At 71.9% G+C, this 18821-nt stretch carries 16 protein-coding genes; 10 read left to right on the top strand and 6 right to left on the bottom strand.

The window, feature by feature from the left end:
• Positions 1–208: 208 nt before the first annotated feature.
• On the bottom strand, positions 209–1435 hold the full coding sequence (locus tag ACF07B_RS02660; RefSeq protein ID WP_392177493.1) for an ROK family protein: 1227 nt from the start codon (positions 1433–1435) through the stop codon (positions 209–211).
• A gap of 161 nt (positions 1436–1596) precedes the next feature.
• Here ACF07B_RS02660 and ACF07B_RS02655 point away from each other — a divergent pair, with 161 nt between their 5' ends.
• Both ACF07B_RS02655 and ACF07B_RS02650 read left to right on the top strand, forming a co-directional pair.
• Positions 1597–3213: a hypothetical protein gene (locus tag ACF07B_RS02655; RefSeq protein WP_392177947.1), complete on the top strand. Its 1617-nt coding sequence runs from the start codon at positions 1597–1599 to the stop codon at positions 3211–3213.
• Positions 3210–5147, top strand: a complete 1938-nt coding sequence (locus ACF07B_RS02650) for a glycogen debranching N-terminal domain-containing protein (protein ID WP_392177492.1) — start codon at positions 3210–3212, stop codon at positions 5145–5147. The genes ACF07B_RS02655 and ACF07B_RS02650 overlap by 4 nt, the downstream gene beginning before the upstream one ends.
• A gap of 96 nt (positions 5148–5243) precedes the next feature.
• On the opposite strand, the gene dusB is transcribed toward ACF07B_RS02650, so the two are convergent.
• Positions 5244–6410 (bottom strand): tRNA dihydrouridine synthase DusB, encoded by a 1167-nt coding sequence (dusB, locus tag ACF07B_RS02645; RefSeq protein ID WP_392177491.1) that lies wholly within the window; start codon positions 6408–6410, stop codon positions 5244–5246.
• A gap of 96 nt (positions 6411–6506) precedes the next feature.
• Here dusB and ACF07B_RS02640 point away from each other — a divergent pair, with 96 nt between their 5' ends.
• Positions 6507–7970, top strand: a complete 1464-nt coding sequence (locus tag ACF07B_RS02640) for an MFS transporter (RefSeq protein ID WP_369483017.1) — start codon at positions 6507–6509, stop codon at positions 7968–7970.
• Positions 7971–8239: 269 nt separating this feature from the next.
• Here ACF07B_RS02640 and ACF07B_RS02635 read toward each other — a convergent pair whose 3' ends face one another.
• The gene (locus tag ACF07B_RS02635) at positions 8240–9277 is read right to left on the bottom strand and encodes a helix-turn-helix transcriptional regulator (protein WP_392177490.1); all 1038 of its coding nucleotides are present in this window, start codon (positions 9275–9277) and stop codon (positions 8240–8242) included.
• A gap of 101 nt (positions 9278–9378) precedes the next feature.
• Here ACF07B_RS02635 and ACF07B_RS02630 point away from each other — a divergent pair, with 101 nt between their 5' ends.
• From ACF07B_RS02630 to ACF07B_RS02620, 3 genes are all read left to right on the top strand, one after another.
• Positions 9379–10809: an MFS transporter gene (locus ACF07B_RS02630; protein WP_392177489.1), complete on the top strand. Its 1431-nt coding sequence runs from the start codon at positions 9379–9381 to the stop codon at positions 10807–10809.
• A 180-nt stretch (positions 10810–10989) separates the two neighbouring features.
• Positions 10990–11196: a hypothetical protein gene (locus ACF07B_RS02625; RefSeq protein ID WP_362390535.1), complete on the top strand. Its 207-nt coding sequence runs from the start codon at positions 10990–10992 to the stop codon at positions 11194–11196.
• A 188-nt stretch (positions 11197–11384) separates the two neighbouring features.
• Positions 11385–12437 carry a chitinase gene (locus ACF07B_RS02620; protein ID WP_392177488.1) on the top strand — a complete coding sequence of 351 codons (1053 nt, stop codon included), beginning with the start codon at positions 11385–11387 and terminating at the stop codon, positions 12435–12437.
• A gap of 130 nt (positions 12438–12567) precedes the next feature.
• On the opposite strand, the gene ACF07B_RS02615 is transcribed toward ACF07B_RS02620, so the two are convergent.
• Positions 12568–13950 (bottom strand): glycine--tRNA ligase, encoded by a 1383-nt coding sequence (locus tag ACF07B_RS02615; RefSeq protein ID WP_362390531.1) that lies wholly within the window; start codon positions 13948–13950, stop codon positions 12568–12570.
• 197 nt (positions 13951–14147) lie between these two features.
• Between ACF07B_RS02615 and ACF07B_RS02610 the strand changes: the two genes are divergently transcribed.
• The 4 genes from ACF07B_RS02610 to ACF07B_RS02595 are packed head-to-tail and all read left to right on the top strand — an operon-like array spanning position 14148 to position 17272.
• Complete coding sequence (locus ACF07B_RS02610) at positions 14148–15110, top strand: metal ABC transporter substrate-binding protein (RefSeq protein ID WP_392177487.1); 963 nt, start codon at positions 14148–14150, stop codon at positions 15108–15110.
• A complete protein-coding gene (locus ACF07B_RS02605) occupies positions 15110–15895 on the top strand; it encodes a metal ABC transporter ATP-binding protein (RefSeq protein ID WP_384232859.1) in 786 nt (261 codons plus the stop codon). Before ACF07B_RS02610 ends, ACF07B_RS02605 begins: the two co-directional genes overlap by 1 nt.
• Entirely contained in the window at positions 15895–16797 is a 903-nt protein-coding gene (locus ACF07B_RS02600; protein WP_369483022.1) for a metal ABC transporter permease, read from the top strand. The genes ACF07B_RS02605 and ACF07B_RS02600 overlap by 1 nt, the downstream gene beginning before the upstream one ends.
• A gap of 58 nt (positions 16798–16855) precedes the next feature.
• Positions 16856–17272, top strand: a complete 417-nt coding sequence (locus ACF07B_RS02595) for a Fur family transcriptional regulator (protein ID WP_369483023.1) — start codon at positions 16856–16858, stop codon at positions 17270–17272.
• A 13-nt stretch (positions 17273–17285) separates the two neighbouring features.
• Here ACF07B_RS02595 and ACF07B_RS02590 read toward each other — a convergent pair whose 3' ends face one another.
• Both ACF07B_RS02590 and ACF07B_RS02585 read right to left on the bottom strand, forming a co-directional pair.
• A complete protein-coding gene (locus ACF07B_RS02590; RefSeq protein ID WP_392177486.1) occupies positions 17286–17852 on the bottom strand; it encodes a YcxB family protein in 567 nt (188 codons plus the stop codon).
• Positions 17853–17926: 74 nt separating this feature from the next.
• Positions 17927–18772 (bottom strand): isoprenyl transferase, encoded by an 846-nt coding sequence (locus tag ACF07B_RS02585; RefSeq protein WP_369483025.1) that lies wholly within the window; start codon positions 18770–18772, stop codon positions 17927–17929.
• Positions 18773–18821 lie beyond the last annotated feature (49 nt).

Raw genomic sequence — 18821 nt, 5'->3', positions numbered from 1 at the left:
ATACGGGCGCGGCCCGCGGATGTCTCACACGGATGCCGCGCCGCGATGCCCGCACGAGTGAACCCGGCCGCGATGACGGCAGGGGCGAACTCGCTCGCGATGACCGCTCGAGTGATCCCGGCCGCGACGTCCGCGCGGGCGAACTCGGTCGCGGCGCCCGCACGGATGGCCCCGGAACCGATCACCCCGGAACGCGTGGCCCCGTCCGTCACACCCCGAGAGCCGCCAGCCGCTCCTCGGCCCGCTCCGGCGCGTACAGGTGCTCCACGACCAGCGCACCCGCGCCCACGAGGCCGGCCCGCTCGCCGAGCCGGGAGGTCACCACGTCCAGATGGGCGGTGGAGCGGGGCAGCGCCCGCTGGTACAGCAGTTCCCGTACGCCCGTGAGGAACGGGGTTCCGGCCAGATCCCCGGCGATCATCAGCACGCCCGGGTTGAGCAGCGTCACCACGGTGGCCAGGACGTCCCCGACCTGGCGGCCCGCCTCCCGCGCGAGCGCCGTCGCCTCGGGGTGCCCGGCCGCCAGCAGCTCGCGCACGTCCGAGCCGGACGAGGCCGCGACGCCGGACTCCGCGAGCCGGCGCGCCACCGCGCCACCGCTGGCGACGGCGGCCAGACAGCCGTACGAGCCGCACCGGCACAGCGCGTCGGCGCCCACCCGGATGTGCCCGATGTCCCCGGCGCCGCCGTCGACGCCCCGGTAGACGGTGCCGCCGACGACCATGCCCGCGCCGATACCGGTGGAGACCTTGACCAGCGCGAACGCCGAGCAGTCCGGATAGCCGGCGCGCTGCTCCCCGTACGCCATGAGGTTGGCGTCGTTGTCGACGAGCACGGGGACCCGGACGGCACCGGTGCCCGCGTGCTCGGCGAAGGCGCGGCCCAGCCGGCCCCTTATGTCGTAACCGTCCCAGCCCGGCATGATCGGCGGCTGGACCACGCGGCCGGTCTCGCTGTCGACGGGACCCGGCACCGCGAGCCCGATGCCGCAGACGGCGTCGGCCGGCCGGCCGGACTTCACGACCAGCTCGGCGAACCAGCGTCCGAGCTCACCGAGGACCGCCTCGGGGCCGTCGTCGATCACCAGGGGTCCCGCGTGCTCGGCGAGGATCTCACCGGTCAGGGTGAGGACGGCGGCCCGGCCGTGCCGGGTGTCGAGGTCGGCGGCGAGGACGACGGCGTGTTCGTCGTCGAACTCCAGGGTGATGGAGGGGCGCCCGCCGAGCGGCGAGTCGACGGGACCGCCCGCCCCCTCGCGGAGCCAGCCCGCGCGGAACAGCCGGTCCAGGCGCTGGCCGACCGTGGCCCGCGACAGACCGGTGGCCCGCTGGAGCGCCCCGCGCGTGGTGGCCCGGCCGCTGCGCACCAGTTCGAGCAGTTCTCCGGCGCTTGCCTGGTTCCCGGTCTTCACGGTCACTCCCCGCCTTTCTGTCATGCGCACCCTCTTGCGTTCCCCAACTCTGCATTACATATTGAGTTTTGCGTGTTAAATAGACGTAACCCTACGGCAGATACTGCCGAACCGGCCGGCCGGACGTCTTCGGGGAGACCTGAGTGGACAGCACAACCCAGCTCACCGCCCTGCACCGGGGCCTCATGGCCCCTGCGGGCACCACCGGGATGCCCTCGCGCGCCTCCGGCCCGCCCTCCCCGCCCCGTGCGGCCGAGATCGTCCGCAGCGGACCACCCGTATACGATCCCGGCGGTCCGTCGGGGTCGCTGCACCTCAGGGCCTGCCGGGTGCTGGACGGCAACTGGACCGGAACGTCCACGGTGCCCTCCCGCGGTCTGTACCCACACCAGTGGTCCTGGGACTCTGCGTTCATCGCGATCGGCCTGCGCCATCTGTCCCCGCTGCGGGCGCAGACGGAGCTGGAGACCCTGCTCGGCGCGCAGTGGGCCGACGGGCGTGTGCCGCACATCGTGTTCAACCCCTCCGTCCCGCTCGACGCGTACTTCCCTAGCCCCGACTTCTGGCGTTCCTCCACCGCCGGGCGCGCCGCGGGCGCCCCGCGCACGGTACAGACGTCGGGCATCGTGCAGCCACCGGTGCACGCGCTCGCGGTGTGGCTGGTGCACCGGGCGGACCCGGGACTGTCCAGGGCCCGCTCGTTCCTCTCCCGGATGTATCCCCGCCTGGCGGCCTGGCACCGCTATCTCCTGCACCGCCGGGACCTGGGCGGCGGCGGCCTCGCCAGCGTGGTCCATCCCTGGGAGCAGGGGATGGACAACAGCCCCTGCTGGGACGCCCCGCTCGGCCGGGTCACCCCGGCGCCGGCCCGCTCCTTCCGGCGCGCCGACCTCGACCACGGCGCTCCCGAGGACCGGCCGACGGATCTCGACTACGGGCGGTATGTACGGCTGGCCGCGGACTACCGGGACCGGGGGTACGCCGACGGCGGCGGCGAGTTCGCCGTCGAGGACCCGGCGTTCAACGCCCTGCTGATCGCCTCGGAGCACGCGCTGGCCTGCATCGCGCAGGAGCTGGGCGCGGCGGGGACCGCCCGCCACGCGCGCGCGGAACGGCTGACGGCGGCGCTGGTGGACCGGCTGTGGGACCCGGCGGAGGGCATGTTCTTCTGCCGCGACGGGCGGAGCGAGGCGAGCGGCGACGGCGGCGGCGACAGGACCGGTGCGGGCGGCGGCTCCGCGGGAAGCGGCGGGAACGGCGGGCGTGGGGCGCTGATTCCCGAGCGCAGTGTCGCCGGGCTGCTGCCCCTCATCCTGCCCGCGCTGCCACGTGACATCGCCGCCACGCTCGTACGGACGGCGGGCGGGCCGCATTTCGGGCTGGGTGAAGCGGCGCGCCTCGTACCCAGTTACGACCTGACGGGCGAGGCGTTCGATCCGCACCGCTACTGGCGGGGGCCCGCCTGGTTCAACACCAACTGGCTGCTGGAGCGCGGGCTGCGGCTGCACGGGGAGCACGGACGGGCGGACGCGCTGCGGGCCGCCCTGCTGGACACCGCCGGGGAGTCCGGGTTCGCGGAGTACGTGGACCCGTTCACCGGCGAGGCCTGCGGAGCACTCGGTTTCAGCTGGACGGCGGCACTGACGCTCGATCTGCTGCACGAGCCCTCCGGCGCGCCATCGCTCGTGACCCCGCAGGGGCGCGACGCGTTGACCGACACGGCGTTCGGCACGGGCGCCGGCGGTGCGGGACAGCGCGCATGCGAGTTCGGGACGGAAGCCAAGGGAGGGGACCGGGGATGACGGACCGGCATCATCTGCTCGTGCACGGTGGGACGTTCGCCGCCGTGGGCGACGGAGGGGACATCAGCGGAGTACGAGGCGGCAGTTCACCGGACGGGTTATTCGTACGGGACGCCCGGCACCTCAGCCGCTGGCAGCTCACCGTGGACGGCGCGGTGCCCGAGGCACTCACGCCGGTCGCGGACGGTGACACGGCGCGCTGTGTACTGGTGCCGCGCGGCGGCCGCAACGAGCCGCCCGCCTACACACTGTTCCGTGAACAGGCCGTCGCCGAGGGCTCGTTCGTGGAGGCCCTGCGCGTCACCAGCAATCGTCCGACGGCCACCACGGTCCGCATCGCGGTCACCGCGGACGCCGACTTCACGGATCAGTTCGAACTGCGCTCCGACCACCGTACGTACGCCAAGACAGGGGTCGTACGTCAGCGCCAGGTCCTGGACGACGGCGTGGAGTTCAGCTACCGGCGCGGGGAGTGGCGGTCCCGTACGACGGTCACCTCCGAGCCCGCTCCGGACGGGGTGGAGGAGACGGGCACGGGCGCGCGCCGCCTCGTATGGACCCTCGACCTCGAACCGCACGGCTCGGCGGAGCTGGCGCTGCGCGTCGCGGCCCGGCCGCACGGCGCCACGCACGAGCCACGCGTTCCCGCCTCGCCCGCCGCGGCGGGCGAGCGGCTCCTGGCCCTGGAGGACGAGTTCGCGCAGGGGGTGCCGTTCCCGACCGGCTGGCCCGAGCTGGCCGCGGCCTGTGCGCGCGGCCTGTCCGATCTGGCCGTCCTCCAGGTGCCGGCGACGGGCCTGGACGGCGAGGAGCTGCGGGTGCCGGCGGCCGGGGTCCCCTGGTTCCTCACCCTGCTGGGCCGCGACGCCCTGCTCACCTCGCTGTTCGCGCTGCCCTACCGGCCTCAGCTCGCCGCCGCCACCCTGCCCGCGCTGGCGGCCACCCAGGCGGTCGAGGTGGGAGCGGGCGCGGTCGCGCAGCCCGGCAAGATCGTGCACGAGGTGCGGCACGGCGAGCTGGCGCACTTCGGGCAGGTGCCGTACGGGCGTTACTACGGTTCGGTGGACGCGACTCCGCTGTTCCTGGTGCTGCTCGGCGCCTACACCGAGCACACCGGCGATACGGCCCTGGCCCGCCGGCTGGAGCCCAACGCCCGTGCGGCGATCGGCTGGATGCTGGACCACGGCGGGCTGACCTCGCGCGGCTATCTCGTCTACCGCGCGGACGGCGGCGGCCTCGCCAACCAGAACTGGAAGGACTCCCCGGGCGCCATCTGTTCGGCCGACGGCAGCCGCCCCACGGGGCCGGTGATGGCGGCGGGCGCGCAGGGATACGCGTACGACGCGCTGCGCCGCACCGCCCAACTGGCCCGCGCGGTCTGGGAAGACGAGGTCTACGCGGCGCTCCTGGAACAGGCCGCCGCCGACCTGCGCGACCGTTTCCAGCGGGACTTCTGGATGAGCGAGCACGCCTTCCCGGCGCTGGCGCTCGACGGCGAGGGCCGGCATGTCGACGCGCTCGCCTCGGACGCGGGGCATCTGCTGTGGTCCGGTCTGCTGGACAAGGAGTACGGCGAACTCGTCGGCCGGCGGCTCCTCGAACCGGACTTCTTCTCCGGCTGGGGAGTGCGCACGCTCGCTTCCGGCCAGCCCGCGTACCACCCGCTGTCGTATCACCGTGGTTCCGTCTGGCCGCACGACAACGCCCTGATCACCTTGGGGCTCGCGCGGTACGGGCTGCACGACGAGGCCCGTACGGTGGCGCACGCGCTCGTGGACGCGGCGACGGCCGCGGGACACCGGCTCCCGGAGGTCATCGCGGGCTACGACAGAGACACCCATGCGCAGCCCGTGCCCTACCCGCACGCCTGCGTACGGGAGTCCCGTTCGGCGGCGGCACCGCTGGCGCTGCTCGCGGCGGTGGGCGGCGCCTGACCGGCCGCCGCGCCGGGAGACCGGGCGGCGCCGGGGGACGGCGCCCGGGCCGTCCGGTGCGCGCGCGGGCGGCGCGCGTGCCGGACGGCCGACGGATCAGCCGCCGGAGGTGTCCAGTTCGGCGTCCTCGGACACGCCCGCGCAGTCGTAGGGGTCCTTGAGCCAGCCGTCCGGCAGCACGACCCGGTTGTTGCCGGAGGTACGGCCGCGCGGCCCGTCGGCGCCCGACGGCCACGGCTGGTCCTGGTCCAGCTCGGCCAGCCCGTCGGAGAGTTCGGCGAGCGAGGAGGTGATGGCCAGGCGCTTCCGCATCTCCGAGCCGACGGAGAAGCCCTTGAGGTACCAGGCGACGTGCTTGCGGAAGTCGATGACACCGCGCGTCTCGTCGCCGATCCACTCGCCGAGCAGGGTGGCGTGGCGGACCATGACGGCCGCGACCTCGCGGAGCGTCGGCCGCGCGTAGGCGTCGGGGCGGCCCTCGAAGGCGGCCACCAGGTCGCCGAACAGCCACGGCCGGCCGAGGCAGCCGCGCCCGACGACGACCCCGTCGCATCCGGTCTCGCGCATCATCCTCAGCGCGTCGTCCGCCGACCAGATGTCGCCGTTGCCGAGGACGGGGATCTCGGGCACGTGCTCCTTCAGCCGGGCGATGGCGTCCCAGTCGGCCGTGCCGCCGTAGTGCTGGGCCGCGGTACGGCCGTGCAGCGCGATGGCCGTCACGCCCTCCTCGACCGCGATCCGCCCCGCGTCCAGGAAGGTGATGTGGTCGTCGTCGATGCCCTTGCGCATCTTCATGGTGACGGGCAGGTCCCCGGCACCGCTGACGGCCTCGCGCAGGATCGCGCGCAGCAGGTTGCGCTTGTACGGGAGGGCGGAGCCGCCGCCCTTGCGGGTGACCTTGGGGACCGGGCAGCCGAAGTTGAGGTCGATGTGGTCGGCGAGGTCCTCTTCCGCGATCATGCGGACGGCCTTGCCGACGGTGGCGGGGTCGACCCCGTAGAGCTGGATCGAGCGCGGCTTCTCGGTCGCGTCGAAGTGGATCAGCTGCATGGTCTTCTCGTTGCGCTCGACCAGCGCCCGTGTGGTGATCATCTCACTGACGAACAGGCCCTTGCCGCCGCTGAACTCACGGCACAGCGTGCGGAACGGCGCGTTCGTGATCCCGGCCATGGGGGCCAGGACGACGGGCGGCCGCGCCGTGTGGGGGCCGATCGAGAGCGAGGAGTTCAGCGTGGAGTCCACCGTGGACATGGGCGTGGGCATTACCCCATTGTGGCGTACGGCGCCGGGTGCTCGCGCGGAAGATCGTGTAGCGGTCATTAGTTAGACACACTATCGACAACGACGTACCCTGACGGCATGCCTGAGCTCAGCCACCGCCACCGGATGCTGGTGCTCTCGATCTGCTGCCTGAGTCTGCTGATCGTGAGCCTGGACGTCACGGTGCTGAACGTCGCCCTGCCCTCGATGCAGCAGGAGCTGCACGCGAGCGTCGCGGGGATGCAGTGGACCATCGACGCGTACACCCTGGTGCTGGCCTCTCTGCTGATGCTCGCGGGCTCCACCGCCGACCGCATCGGCCGGCGCAAGGTGTTCATGACGGGCCTGGTCCTGTTCACCATCGGCTCGGTGCTCTGCTCGCTTGCCCCGAACCTCGACACCCTCATCGTCTTCCGGATGGTCCAGGCCGTCGGCGGCTCGATGCTCAACCCGGTGGCGATGTCGATCATCACCAACACCTTCACGGACCCGCGCGAGCGAGCCCGCGCGATCGGCGTCTGGGGCGCCGTGGTCGGCATCTCCATGGCCGCGGGACCGCTGGTGGGCGGACTGCTCGTCGACACCGTGGGCTGGCGGTCCATCTTCTGGATCAACCTCCCCGTCGGCCTCGCCGCGCTCCTGCTGACCCTGCGCTTCGTCCCCGAGTCCCGCGCCCCGAAGGCCCGCCGCCCCGACCCCGTCGGCCAGCTCCTCGTCATCGCCCTGCTCGGCTCCCTGACGTACGCGATCATCGAGGCGCCCACCTCCGGGATCGTCCACACCCTCTTCTTCGGCGCGATCGCCCTCGCCGCGCTGCTCGGCCTCCTGCGGTACGAGCCCCGGCGCGACGAACCCCTCATCGACCTGCGCTTCTTCCGCTCGGTGCCGTTCAGCGGGGCCACCGTCATCGCGGTGAGCGCGTTCGCCGCGCTCAGCGGCTTTCTGTTCCTGTCGACGCTGTACCTCCAGAACGTGCGCGGTCTGAACGCCCTGCACGCGGGCCTGTGGATGCTGCCCATGGCGTTCCTGTGCTTCGTCTGCGCCCCCGTGTCGGGACGCCTGGTCGGCAGCCGCGGTCCCCGGCCCTCGCTGCTGATCGCCGGTGTCGCGATGACCGTGAGCGGGGTGCTGTTCGCCGCGTTCGAGGCGGAGACGTCGAACGCCACGCTCGTCATCGGCTACGTCTTCTTCGGCATCGGCTTCGGCTTCGTGAACGCGCCCATCACCAACACGGCCGTCTCCGGCATGCCCCGCTCCCAGGCGGGCGTGGCCGCCGCCGTCGCCTCGACCAGCCGGCAGATCGGCGGCACCCTCGGGGTCGCCGTCATCGGCGCGGCCCTCGCCTCCGGCATCCAGGCCTCCGCCTACCGGGACACCTTCGTCGCGGCCTCCCGCCCCGGCTGGTGGATCATCACCGCCTGCGGTGTCGCCGTCCTCGTCCTCGGCTGGCTCAGCAGCGGGCGCCGGGCCCGCGCGTCGGCGGAGGACACGGCCCGCCTGCTGGAGTCCCCGGAGATCCGGGACACCGCGGGCGTACGCGCCCAGGACCCGTCGGCCGCCTGAGAGGACCGGCCGCACTCGGACCGGCGGCGCCCGGACCGGTGGAGGCCGAACCGGTGGAGGCCGGACCGCCGGAGGCAGAACCGGCGACGGCCGAACCGCCGGAGGCAGAACCGGCGACGGCCGGACCGCCGGAGGCAGAACCGGCGACGGCCGGACCGCCGGAGGCAGAACCGGCGACGGTCGGACCGGTGGAGGCCGGACCGCCGGAGGCAGAACCGCCGATGCCCGGACCTGCGGTGCCCGGGCCGCCGGTCCGAACCGTCCCCGGATCAGACCGCCCCCGCCGCCTCCACCCGGGACCGCGCTCCGGCCCCGTCCTGGTTCTCCGCCCGCGCCTCGGCCTCGGCCTCCAGGGCGATCGCGTACAGCCTGTCCAGCCGTTCGCGGCTCTCGTCGTCGTGGGGCGCGTACGTCACCATGCGGGCGCCCAGGTCGGGGGCGAGCCACAGGTCCGTGTGATCGACGGTGACCAGGCCGACGTACGGGTTCAGGAACTTCTTGGTCTTGCCGCGGCTGCCGGCCACCTCGTACCGGTCCCAGTTCTCGCGGAACTCGGCCGACTCGGCCCGCAGCCGCTTCAGCAGCGTCTTCCAGGCGGGTTCCCCGAGATGCCCGGCCATCGACGCGCGCAACCGCGCGGCCATCAGCCGCATCGTCTCGTCGAGCAGGACGATCGACGCGCGCCACTCCGCGTCGGTGTAGGCCAGGAGCACGCAGTTGCGGTCGGCGGGCGGGACCGTGTCGAGGTCGCGCATCATCAGCCGGGCGTAGGTGCGGTTGTACGCCAGGATGTCGTACCGGTTGTTCTGGATGCAGGCCGGCACCGGCTCCAGGTGCGTCAGGATCTGGCGCAGCGCCGGGGTGATGACCGCGCACTGCGCGGCGGGCGAGGGGTCGACCGCTCCGGCGAGCTGGAAGAGGTGGGCCCGCTCGCTGGTGTCCAGCAGCAGGGTGCGGGCCAGGGCGTCGAGGACCTGTTCGGAGACCTGGATGTCGCGGGCCTGCTCGAGCCAGGTGTACCAGGTGACCCCCACCGCGGAGAGCTGGGCGACCTCCTCGCGGCGCAGGCCCGGCGTGCGCCGCCGGCGGCCACGGGGAAGCTGGACCTGCTCGGGCGTGATGCGTTCGCGGCGGCTGCGCAGGAAGGTGGCCAGCTCGTGCCGCCGGATCTCCCCCGCACGGGACGCCGCACCGGCGCCCGGACCCGCCCCGCCGCCGGCCGGGCGTACCGGGTCAGGATCCTGGCCCGTGGCCGCCGGTCGCGCGGGCACCGCGCTCGTGGTCGTCTCGCGTGCCATCGTCGTCATGCCTCCAGCCTGCCGCTCGGCGCAGCCTGTTGCCAGGTACTGCTTCTACCAGGATAAGAAGACTCTGGTACCCGTCTGAGTTCGGGAGAAGTCTGGAAGACGTGACCGAAACCGGAACTCTCACGACCACCGTCCGCGCCCCCACGACGCCACCCGCGCTCAGCGGCCTCGGACTGTTCACCGTGCTGCTCGGCGCGGCGCTCCCCCTGATCGACTTCTTCATCGTCAACGTAGCCCTTCCGACCATCGGGCATGACCTGAACGCGAGCGAGGCCGTCCTCGAACTCGTCGTCGCCGGCTACGGGGTCGCGTACGCCGTCCTGCTCGTCCTCGGCGGACGGCTCGGCGACCTGTTCGGGCGCCGCCGGCTCTTCCTCGGCGGCATGGCGGCCTTCGGCCTGACCTCGCTCGCCTGCGGCCTCGCGCCCACCGCGTGGACCCTGGTGGCGGCGCGGGTCGCGCAGGGCGCGGCGTCCGCGGCGATGCTGCCGCAGGTCCTCGCCACCATCCAGTCGGCGACCTCCGGGCCCCGCCGGGCCAAGGCGATGGGCCTGTACGGCGCCACGGCCGGCCTGTCCATGGTGGCCGGGCAGATCCTCGGCGGCCTGCTGGTCGCGGCCGACATCGCGGGCACCGGCTGGCGCTCGGTCTTCCTCGTGAACGTGCCCGTCGTCCTGCTCGGCCTGGTCCTGGCCCGCCGTGCCGTCCCCGAGACGCGCTCGCAGCGCCCGGAGCCGATCGACACCCCCGGCACGATCCTGCTCGCGGTCGCCCTGCTGGCCCTGCTCGCCCCGCTCACCGAGGGCCGGAACGCGGGCTGGCCGCTGTGGACGTGGGTGTCCCTCGCCCTGTTCCCGCTCGCGGCCGGCACCTTCTACCTCGTCGAACGCCGAGCCGACCGCCTCGGCCGCACCCCGCTCGTCCCGCCGAGCCTGTTCTCGCTGACCTCGCTGCGCCGGGGCCTGATCATGATCGTGCCGTTCTCCATCGGCTTCAGCGGCTTCATGTTCGTGATCGCGGTGGCGCTGCAACGCGGCGCGGGGCTCGGTCCCGTCCCGGCCGGGCTGGCCCTCGCGCCGATGGCGGTCACCTTCTTCGTCACGTCCCTGTGCGGCCCCCGGCTGATCGCCCGGTACGGCACCCGCGTGGTCACCGCGGGCGGACTGATCCAAGGCACGGGTCTGGCCCTCATCGCGCTGGCCGTCCGGCGCTCCTGGCCGGACCTCGGGGTGATGGAACTGCTGCCCGGAGCGGCCGTCGCCGGCGCGGGCCAGGCGCTCCAACTGCCCGTCCTGATCCGGATCGTCCTCTCCGAGGTGCCGCCCGCGCGGGCGGGCGTGGGCAGCGGCGTGATGGCCACGACCCAGCAGGCGGCGTTCGCCGTCGGGGTGGCCACCCTCGGCACCCTTTTCCTGTCCCTGGTTTCGTCCCACGGAATGCGGGGCGCCCTGGTGACGACCCTCCTGGTCCAACTGGCCGGCGTGGCCCTGACCACCGCGCTGAGCCTGCGTCTGCCGCGCACGGTCGGCTGAGGTTCCGGCCCGCGGCCGAAGGCCGGAGGCGGGCGGCGGCGGGTGACGGGCGGGCGGCGGGCCTTCGTCCGTCCCACCCGCGCCGGAGGCGGCGAACTCACCGCCGAAGAACCCCCGTTGATCTTCGCCATGCTGCACACTCCTTGCTGCGCAGACGAAGCGGGAGAACCAGGAGGCGTCATGCTTCAGATGAACACGAGCAAAGTGAGCCGCTGGGACCAGCACGGCCGCGAGCACACCGTCCGCGTACAGCGCGCGGGGGTCCAGCGCACCATCCGGTGCGAGACGTGCGGCTGGCGCAAGAACACCCAGTTCCTGCCCTGGCTGAAGGCGGAGGAGCACCTGGCCGAGGAGCACCAGGCGACGGTCGACCCCAAGGAGGCCTAGGGGCCGGTCGACCCCGGGGAGGCCCGGGGCGGGGAGGGCGGAACGGGCCCGGGTCCGGTCGGCGACGGTCGACGGCCGTCGGCCGGACCCGGTGCGGGCACTTTGGTCCAGACCTATTGACGAAAGGTCTGGACCGCGCGACTGTCATGCCTACGACACCTCACCGCACCCCCACCGGGAGGCCTCGCATGATCCGTCGGAAACCGCGTCTGCTCGCCGTCGCGCTGGCCGCGGCCGTCCTCACCCCCCTGTCGATCGCGGGCGCCCCCGGCGCCCAGGCCGCGGACACCTGCGCGGTGAAGTCCCGTCCCGCCGGCAAGGTCCTCCAGGGCTACTGGGAGAACTGGGACGGTTCGGCCAACGGTGTGCACCCGCCCTTCGGGTGGACGCCGATCACCGACTCCCGTATCGCCGCGCACGGTTACAACGTGCTCAACGCGGCCTTCCCCGTCATCCGCTCGGACGGCACCGCACTGTGGGAGGACGGGATGGACGCGGGCGTGAAGGTCGCCACGCCCGCCGAGATGTGCGCGGCCAAGGCGTCGGGGCAGACGCTCCTGCTGTCCATCGGCGGAGCGGCCGCCGGAATCGACCTGAGCTCGACCGCGGTCGCCGACCGTTTCGTCGCGACGATCGTGCCCCTCCTGAAGAAGTACAACTTCGACGGCATCGACATCGACATCGAGACCGGTCTCGTCGGCAGCGGCAGCGTCGGGCAGCTCTCCACGTCCCAGGCCAACCTGATCCGGATCATCGACGGCGTGCTGTCCCGGATGCCGTCGAACTTCGGGCTGACGATGGCACCGGAGACCGCCTACGTCACGGGCGGCAGCATCACGTACGGGTCGATCTGGGGCGCCTACCTGCCCATCGTGAAGAAGTACGCGGACAACGGGCGCCTGTGGTGGCTGAACATGCAGTACTACAACGGCAGCATGTACGGCTGCTCCGGTGACTCCTACTCCGCGGGCACCGTACAGGGCTTCACCGCCCAGACCGACTGTCTGAACAAGGGGCTTGTCGTGCAGGGGACCACGATCAAGGTCCCCTACGACAAGCAGGTCCCGGGGCTGCCGGCCCAGTCCGGAGCGGGCGGCGGGTACATGACGCCGAGTCTCGTCTCCCAGGCCTGGCGCCACTACGGCACCTCCCTCAAGGGCCTGATGACGTGGTCGGTCAACTGGGACGGCTCGAAGAACTGGACCTTCGGCGACAACGTGAAGGCGTTGCAAGGCCGCTGAGGCCCGCAGGGCCGCCGGGCGGCGCTCCACCCCCGCCGGCCGCGCAGACGCCCGGACACCCCATGGTCCGGGACAACGCGAAGCCCCCGGTTCCCTGCTCGGGAAACGGGGGCTTCGTGCAGCGCGTGGGTCAGCAGCCGACGAGACGGGCGGCCAGGTAGCCCTCGATCTGGTCGAGCGAGACACGCTCCTGCTTCATGGAGTCGCGCTCGCGCACCGTGACGGCGTTGTCGTCGAGGGTGTCGAAGTCGACGGTGACGCAGAACGGGGTACCGATCTCGTCCTGGCGACGGTAGCGGCGGCCGATGGCGCCGGCGTCGTCGAACTCGATGTTCCAGTTCTGGCGCAGCGCCGCGGCGAGGCCCTTGGCCTTCGGGGACAGCTCCGGGTTGCGGGACAGCGGCAGCACCGCGACCTTCACCGGGGCGAGACGGTGGTCGAGGCGCAGCACCGTGCGCTTCTCCATCTTGCCCTTGGCGTTGGGGGCCTCGTCCTCGACGTAGGCGTCGAGCAGGAAGGCGAGCATGGCACGGCCGACACCGGCGGCGGGCTCGATGACGTAGGGGGTCCAGCGCTCCTGGGCCTCCTGGTCGTAGTACACGAGGTCCGTGCCGGAGGCCTTGGAGTGCGCGCCGAGGTCGTAGTCGGTGCGGTTGGCGACGCCCTCCAGCTCACCCCACTCGTTGCCGCCGAATTGGAAGCGGTACTCGATGTCGGCGGTGCGCTTGGAGTAGTGGGAGAGCTTCTCCTTCGGGTGGTCGAACCACCGCATGTTCTCCTCGCGCATGCCGAGACCGGTGTACCAGTTCCAGCGCTGCTCCATCCAGTACTCCTGCCACTGCTCGTCCTCGCCCGGCTTGACGAAGAACTCCATCTCCATCTGCTCGAACTCGCGGGTGCGGAAGATGAAGTTGCCGGGCGTGATCTCGTTGCGGAAGGACTTGCCCATCTGCGCGATGCCGAACGGCGGCTTCTTGCGCGAGGCGACCTGCACGTTGGCGAAGTTGGTGAAGATGCCCTGGGCGGTCTCGGGGCGCAGGTAGGCGACGGAGCCGCTGTCCTGCGTCGGGCCGAGGTGGGTGGAGAGGAGGCCCGAGAACTGCTTGGGCTCGGTGAAGGTGCCCTTGTTGCCGCAGTTGGGGCAGTTGAGGTCGGCGAGGCCGTTCTCCGGGAGGCGGCCGTGCTTGGCCTCGTAGTGCTCCTCCAGGTGGTCGGCGCGGAACCGCTTGTGGCACGAGGTGCACTCGGTCAGCGGGTCCGTGAAGGTGGCGACGTGACCGGAGGCGACCCACACCTCGGGGGCCAGGATCACGGACGAGTCGAGACCGACCACGTCCTCGCGCGACGTGACCATGTAGCGCCACCACTGGCGCTTCAGGTTCTCCTTGAGCTCGACGCCGAGCGGGCCGTAGTCCCAGGCGGCCTTCTGTCCCCCGTAGATCTCACTACAGGGGAAAACGAAGCCACGGCGCTTGCTCAGGCTGACGATGGAATCGATCTTGTCGGCGGCCACGGTGCTCTCTTCATTACGAACGGACGGCAGCGAATGCTTCAGGTTACCGGCGTCGCCCACCCCCGCATCAAATCGGTTCCTGCGGTAGGCCGCTTCCTGCCGATTGGATCCGCTTGATACCTGTTGCCGGAGGGCGCGCGGGCGCCGCCACGAGGGCTTGTTGACAATCGTTTCCAGATTTGTTGAAAATGACTGTCATGAACGTACGACGACGCCTCATACCGGGATTCGCCGCCGTGGCGGCCACCGCCCTCGGCCTCGCCGCCCTCACGGCCTGCTCGGGTTCCGCCTCGGCCGACGCCCGGAACGACGGCAGACTGGACGTCGTCGCGTCGTTCTACCCGCTCCAGTACCTCGCCGAGGAGATCGGCGGGTCGCATGTGAGCGTCACGAATCTCACCCGCCCCGGCCAGGAACCGCACGACCTGGAGATCAGCGCCCGCCAGACCGCGCGGCTCCAGGAGGCCGACGCGGTGTTCTACATCAAGAACCTCCAGCCGGCCGTCGACGACGCGGTCGCCCAGTCCGGGGTGAGGACCAAGGTCGACGCGGCCTCGCTGACGACGCTGGAGAAGCACGGCAACGAGGTCGGCGGGCACGCCGCCGCCCACGACCACAGCGAGGGCGAGGAGACCGGCGCCACCGACCCGCACGTCTGGCTCGACCCCGTGCGCTTCGGCCAGGTGGCCGAGGGAGTGTCGGCCGCGCTGAAGAAGGCCGACCCGAAGCACGCCGCGGACTACGAGAAGAACATGACGGCGCTGCGGACGAAGTTCACCGCGCTGGACAAGGACTTCCGCGACGGGCTCGCGGACACGAGGACCAAGACCTTCATCACCACCCACGCCGCGTTCGGCTACCTCGCCGAGCGCTACGGGCTCACCGAGGAGGCCGTCAACGGCCTCGACCCCGAGTCGGAGCCCAGCGCGAACCGGGTGAAGGCCCTGGAGAACATGGCGAAGGCCGACGGCGTCACGACGGTGTTCTACGAGACGCTCGTCAGCGACCGGACCGCCGGCACCATCGCCCGGGACGTGGGGCTGCGGACGGATGTCCTCGACCCCCTCGAAGGCATCACCGACAAGTCCAGGGGCGGCGACTACATGCAGGTCATGCGGTCGAACCTGAAGGCCCTCCAGACAGCTCTCGGAACGAAGTGATCACTGTGGAGGACGTCGTGAGCGAGTCCGTCGTAACCCTGCGCGGTGTCCGGGCGGAACTGGGTTCACGCCCGGTCCTGCGCGGCGTGGACCTGACCGTGCGCCGCGGGGAGGTCGTCGCGCTGCTCGGCGCGAACGGCTCCGGCAAGTCGACCGCCGTGCGCAGCGTCATCGGCCAGGTCGCCGTCAGCGCCGGCGAGATCGAGATCTTCGGCGTTCCGCGCCGCCGATTCCGCGACTGGCACCGGGTGGGCTACGTCCCGCAGCGGACCACGGCCGCGGGCGGTGTGCCGGCCACGGTCACCGAGATCGTCGCCTCGGGACGGCTGTCCCGCGCCCGCCTCGGCATCCTGCGCAAGGCCGATCACGCGGCCGTACGACGGGCCCTGGAGCTCGTCGGGATGGCGGACCGCGCCAAGGACTCCGTGAACGCCCTGTCGGGCGGACAGCACCAGCGGGTCCTCATCGCCCGCGCGCTGGCCTGCGAACCCGAACTGCTGATCATGGACGAGCCGATGGCGGGCGTGGACCTCGCCAGCCAGGAGGTGCTGGCCGCGACCCTGCGCGACCAGGTCGCCCAGGGCACGTCCGTGCTGCTCGTCCTGCACGAACTGGGCCCCCTGGAGCCGCTGATCGACCGCGCCGTCGTCCTGCGGGACGGCTGCGTCCTGCACGACGGCCCGCCGCCGCGGGCGGTCGGCCAGCACGCCCTGCCGGGCCACGACCACGTACACCCGCACGCGGCTCATGACGCCGAACCCCTCCGGACGGGACTGCTGAGCTGATGGACATCCTCGACTACGCCTTCATGCAGCGGGCGCTGCTCGCCGCCGTCCTGGTGGGCGTCATCGCGCCCGCCGTCGGCATCTACCTCGTCCAGCGCCGTCAGGCCCTGATGGGCGACGGCATCGGCCATGTGGCGATGACGGGTGTCGGCCTCGGTTTCCTGCTGTCCACGTCACCGGTGTGGACGGCGACCATCGTGTCCGTGCTGGGCGCCGTGCTCATGGAGCTGATCCGCTGGTACGGGAAGACCCGCGGGGACATCGCCCTGGCCATGCTCTTCTACGGGGGCATGGCGGGCGGCGTGATGTTCATCAACCTCGCTCCGGGCGGCTCGAACGCCAACCTGACCTCGTACCTCTTCGGCTCGCTGTCGACGGTGAGCGAGTCCGACGTGACGGCGATCTTCCTGCTGGCCGCCTTCGTCATGGTGGTCACGCTCGGGCTGCGCCGGCAGCTGTTCGCGGTCAGCCAGGACGAGGAGTTCGCCCGGGTGACCGGCCTTCCGGTGCGGGCCCTGAACCTGCTGACGGCGGTCACGGCGGCCGTCACGGTCACCGTCGCGATGCGGGTGGTCGGCCTGCTGCTGGTGAGCGCGCTGATGGTCGTGCCGGTCGCGGCGGCCCAGCAGCTGACCCGGAGCTTCGCGGCGACCTTCGCCGTCGCGGTGGCGATCGGGGTGAGCGTGACGATCGGCGGCACGGTGACGTCGTTCTACCAGGATGTGCCGCCCGGCTCGACGATCGTCCTGCTGACGATCGGCGCGTTCATCGCGATGACGGCGCTGGCGTCACCGCTGGCCCGGCGCCGGGCCCGTGCGCGGGCCGCCGCCCAGGCCGCCGGGGATCCGGCGGAGTGCGCGATTCCGGCCACCCGTGGCCCGGAGAGCACCGTCGGCGTCTGACCGGGTACCGCCCGGACTGGCACAATGGCCGGGCAAGGGCAGACGTGAGGAGGCAACGGTGACAACCGCTGGATCGCCCGTCCGGGGCCGCTCCACCCGGCAGCGTGCCGCCGTGGCGGCCGCGCTCGACGAGGTGACCGAGTTCCGCAGCGCGCAGGAGCTCCACGACATGCTCAAGCACAAGGGCGACTCGGTCGGGCTCACCACCGTCTACCGCACGCTCCAGTCCCTCGCCGACGCCGGCGAGGTCGACGTCCTGCGCACCTCGGAGGGCGAGTCCGTCTACCGGCGCTGCTCCAGCGGCGAGCACCACCACCACCTCGTCTGCCGCGTCTGCGGCAAGGCCGTGGAGGTGGAGGGCCCCGCGGTCGAGAAGTGGGCCGAGGCCATCGCCGCGGAGCACGGCTACGTGAACGTGGCGCACACGGTGGAGATCTTCGGCACGTGCGCGGAGTGCGCGGCGGCGAGCGTCTGAGCCCCCGGGGGGATCAGACGCGCGTCGCGTTGCTGTCGAGGATCGCCCGCAGCCGGTCCACGTCCTCGGGGGCCCGTACGGCCCGCTTGGGCAGCACGGTGAAGCAACTGGCGTTCTTGTCCCCGCTGAACATGACGAACACGTCCGGCCTCTCGCGGTAGCGGGGCTGGGCGGTCCAGTCGACCGACGCCGTCGTGTTGTCGGTGACCACGGACACCCCGGCGTCCGTCACCGTCACCCGGAAGGTGCCCCGCTGCTGCGAAAGACGCTGGATCTGGCGGGCCTGGAGCCGGGGCATGAAGGCGACCAGCAGCACGCAGAACAACAGCCAGACCAGCAGGAAGTCCGGCTTCTCCCCGCTGATCACCGAGGCCGCGGTCCCCATGACGACGCAGAAGCCCACGCCGGCGAACATCCGGCGCTGGATCCGGCCCGCCCGGCTGACCCCTCTGCGCGCGATGAGCGCCGACGTGAAGTCCTCGACGACCGGCCGGTACTCCAGCTCGACGGCGTCCGCCTCCGGCCCCTGCGGCTGTCCCGGCAACTCCTGATGCTGCGCAGCACCCTGGCCCTCGGCCACGGCCCCTCCCCGGTTCGGTGGTGATGAGCCGTGATCGTAACGCCGGACGCGAACAGCGCTCCGGGCCGCGGGTGTTACGACCCGTCGCCCCGCATGGCCTGCTCCATCGCGAGCAGTTTCTCGTTCGGGACGGCGCCGCCGAAGCGGCGGTCGCGCTGCGCGTACTCGATGCAGGCGCGCCACAGGTCACGCCGGTCGAAGTCGGGCCACAGCACGTCCTGGAAGACCATCTCGGCGTAGGCGCTCTGCCAGAGCAGGTAGTTGGAGGTGCGCTGCTCACCGCTCGGGCGCAGGAACAGGTCCACGTCCGGCATGTCCGGGTAGTACAGGTACTTCTGGAGGGTCTTCTCGTTGACCTTGGACGGGTCGAGGCGGCCGGCCTTGACGTCCTCGGCGAGCGCCTGCGCCGCGTCGGCGATCTCGGCGCGGCCGCCGTAGTTCATGCAGAAGTACAGCGTGAGCGCGTCGTTGTCCTTGGTCTGCTCCTGGGCGATCTGGAGCTCCTTGGCGACCGACTTCCACAGCTTGGGCATGCGGCCCACCCAGCGCACCCGGATGCCGAGCCCGTCGAGGGTGTCGCGGGTCTTGCGGATGAAGTCGCGGTTGAAGTTCATCAGGAAGCGCACCTCGTCGGGCGAGCGCTTCCAGTTCTCGGTGGAGAAGGCGTACAGGGAGATGCTGCCGACGCCGACCTCGACCGCGCCCTGGAGCACGTCGAGGACGCGCTCGGCACCGACCTTGTGCCCCTCGGTGCGGGGCAGTCCGCGCTCCTTGGCCCAGCGGCCGTTCCCGTCCATGACGATCGCGACATGGTTCGGGACGAGCTCGCCGGGGAGTTTGGGCGCGCGGGCACCGGAGGGGTGCGGTTCCGGCGCCTTGTACTCGCGGCGCCGGCTGCCCAGGATCCCGCGTACGACCATGTGCTTCTCGTCTCCCTCTTGCTCGCGTGCGCCGGGCGCTCGTCTCGCT

Origin of the sequence: Streptomyces sp. NPDC015532, assembly GCF_043078065.1 — a bacterium.
GTDB lineage: Bacteria > Actinomycetota > Actinomycetes > Streptomycetales > Streptomycetaceae > Streptomyces.
Note: the sequence above shows the minus strand (reverse complement) of the source record. Positions and strands in the feature narration are given on the sequence as shown.

Excerpts from the sequence above, each read along its gene's own strand:
- ACF07B_RS02620 (WP_392177488.1), top strand. The coding sequence starts at position 11,385 with ATGATCCGTCGGAAACCGCGTCTGCTCGCCGTCGCGCTGGCCGCGGCC.
- ACF07B_RS02650 (WP_392177492.1), top strand. The coding sequence starts at position 3,210 with ATGACGGACCGGCATCATCTGCTCGTGCACGGTGGGACGTTCGCCGCC.
- ACF07B_RS02655 (WP_392177947.1), top strand. The coding sequence starts at position 1,597 with ATGGCCCCTGCGGGCACCACCGGGATGCCCTCGCGCGCCTCCGGCCCG.
- ACF07B_RS02600 (WP_369483022.1), top strand. The coding sequence starts at position 15,895 with ATGGACATCCTCGACTACGCCTTCATGCAGCGGGCGCTGCTCGCCGCC.
- dusB (WP_392177491.1), bottom strand. The coding sequence starts at position 6,410 with ATGCCCACGCCCATGTCCACGGTGGACTCCACGCTGAACTCCTCGCTC.
- ACF07B_RS02660 (WP_392177493.1), bottom strand. The coding sequence starts at position 1,435 with ATGACAGAAAGGCGGGGAGTGACCGTGAAGACCGGGAACCAGGCAAGC.
- ACF07B_RS02625 (WP_362390535.1), top strand. The coding sequence starts at position 10,990 with ATGCTTCAGATGAACACGAGCAAAGTGAGCCGCTGGGACCAGCACGGC.
- ACF07B_RS02610 (WP_392177487.1), top strand. The coding sequence starts at position 14,148 with ATGAACGTACGACGACGCCTCATACCGGGATTCGCCGCCGTGGCGGCC.
- ACF07B_RS02585 (WP_369483025.1), bottom strand. The coding sequence starts at position 18,772 with ATGGTCGTACGCGGGATCCTGGGCAGCCGGCGCCGCGAGTACAAGGCG.
- ACF07B_RS02635 (WP_392177490.1), bottom strand. The coding sequence starts at position 9,277 with ATGACGACGATGGCACGCGAGACGACCACGAGCGCGGTGCCCGCGCGA.
- ACF07B_RS02640 (WP_369483017.1), top strand. The coding sequence starts at position 6,507 with ATGCCTGAGCTCAGCCACCGCCACCGGATGCTGGTGCTCTCGATCTGC.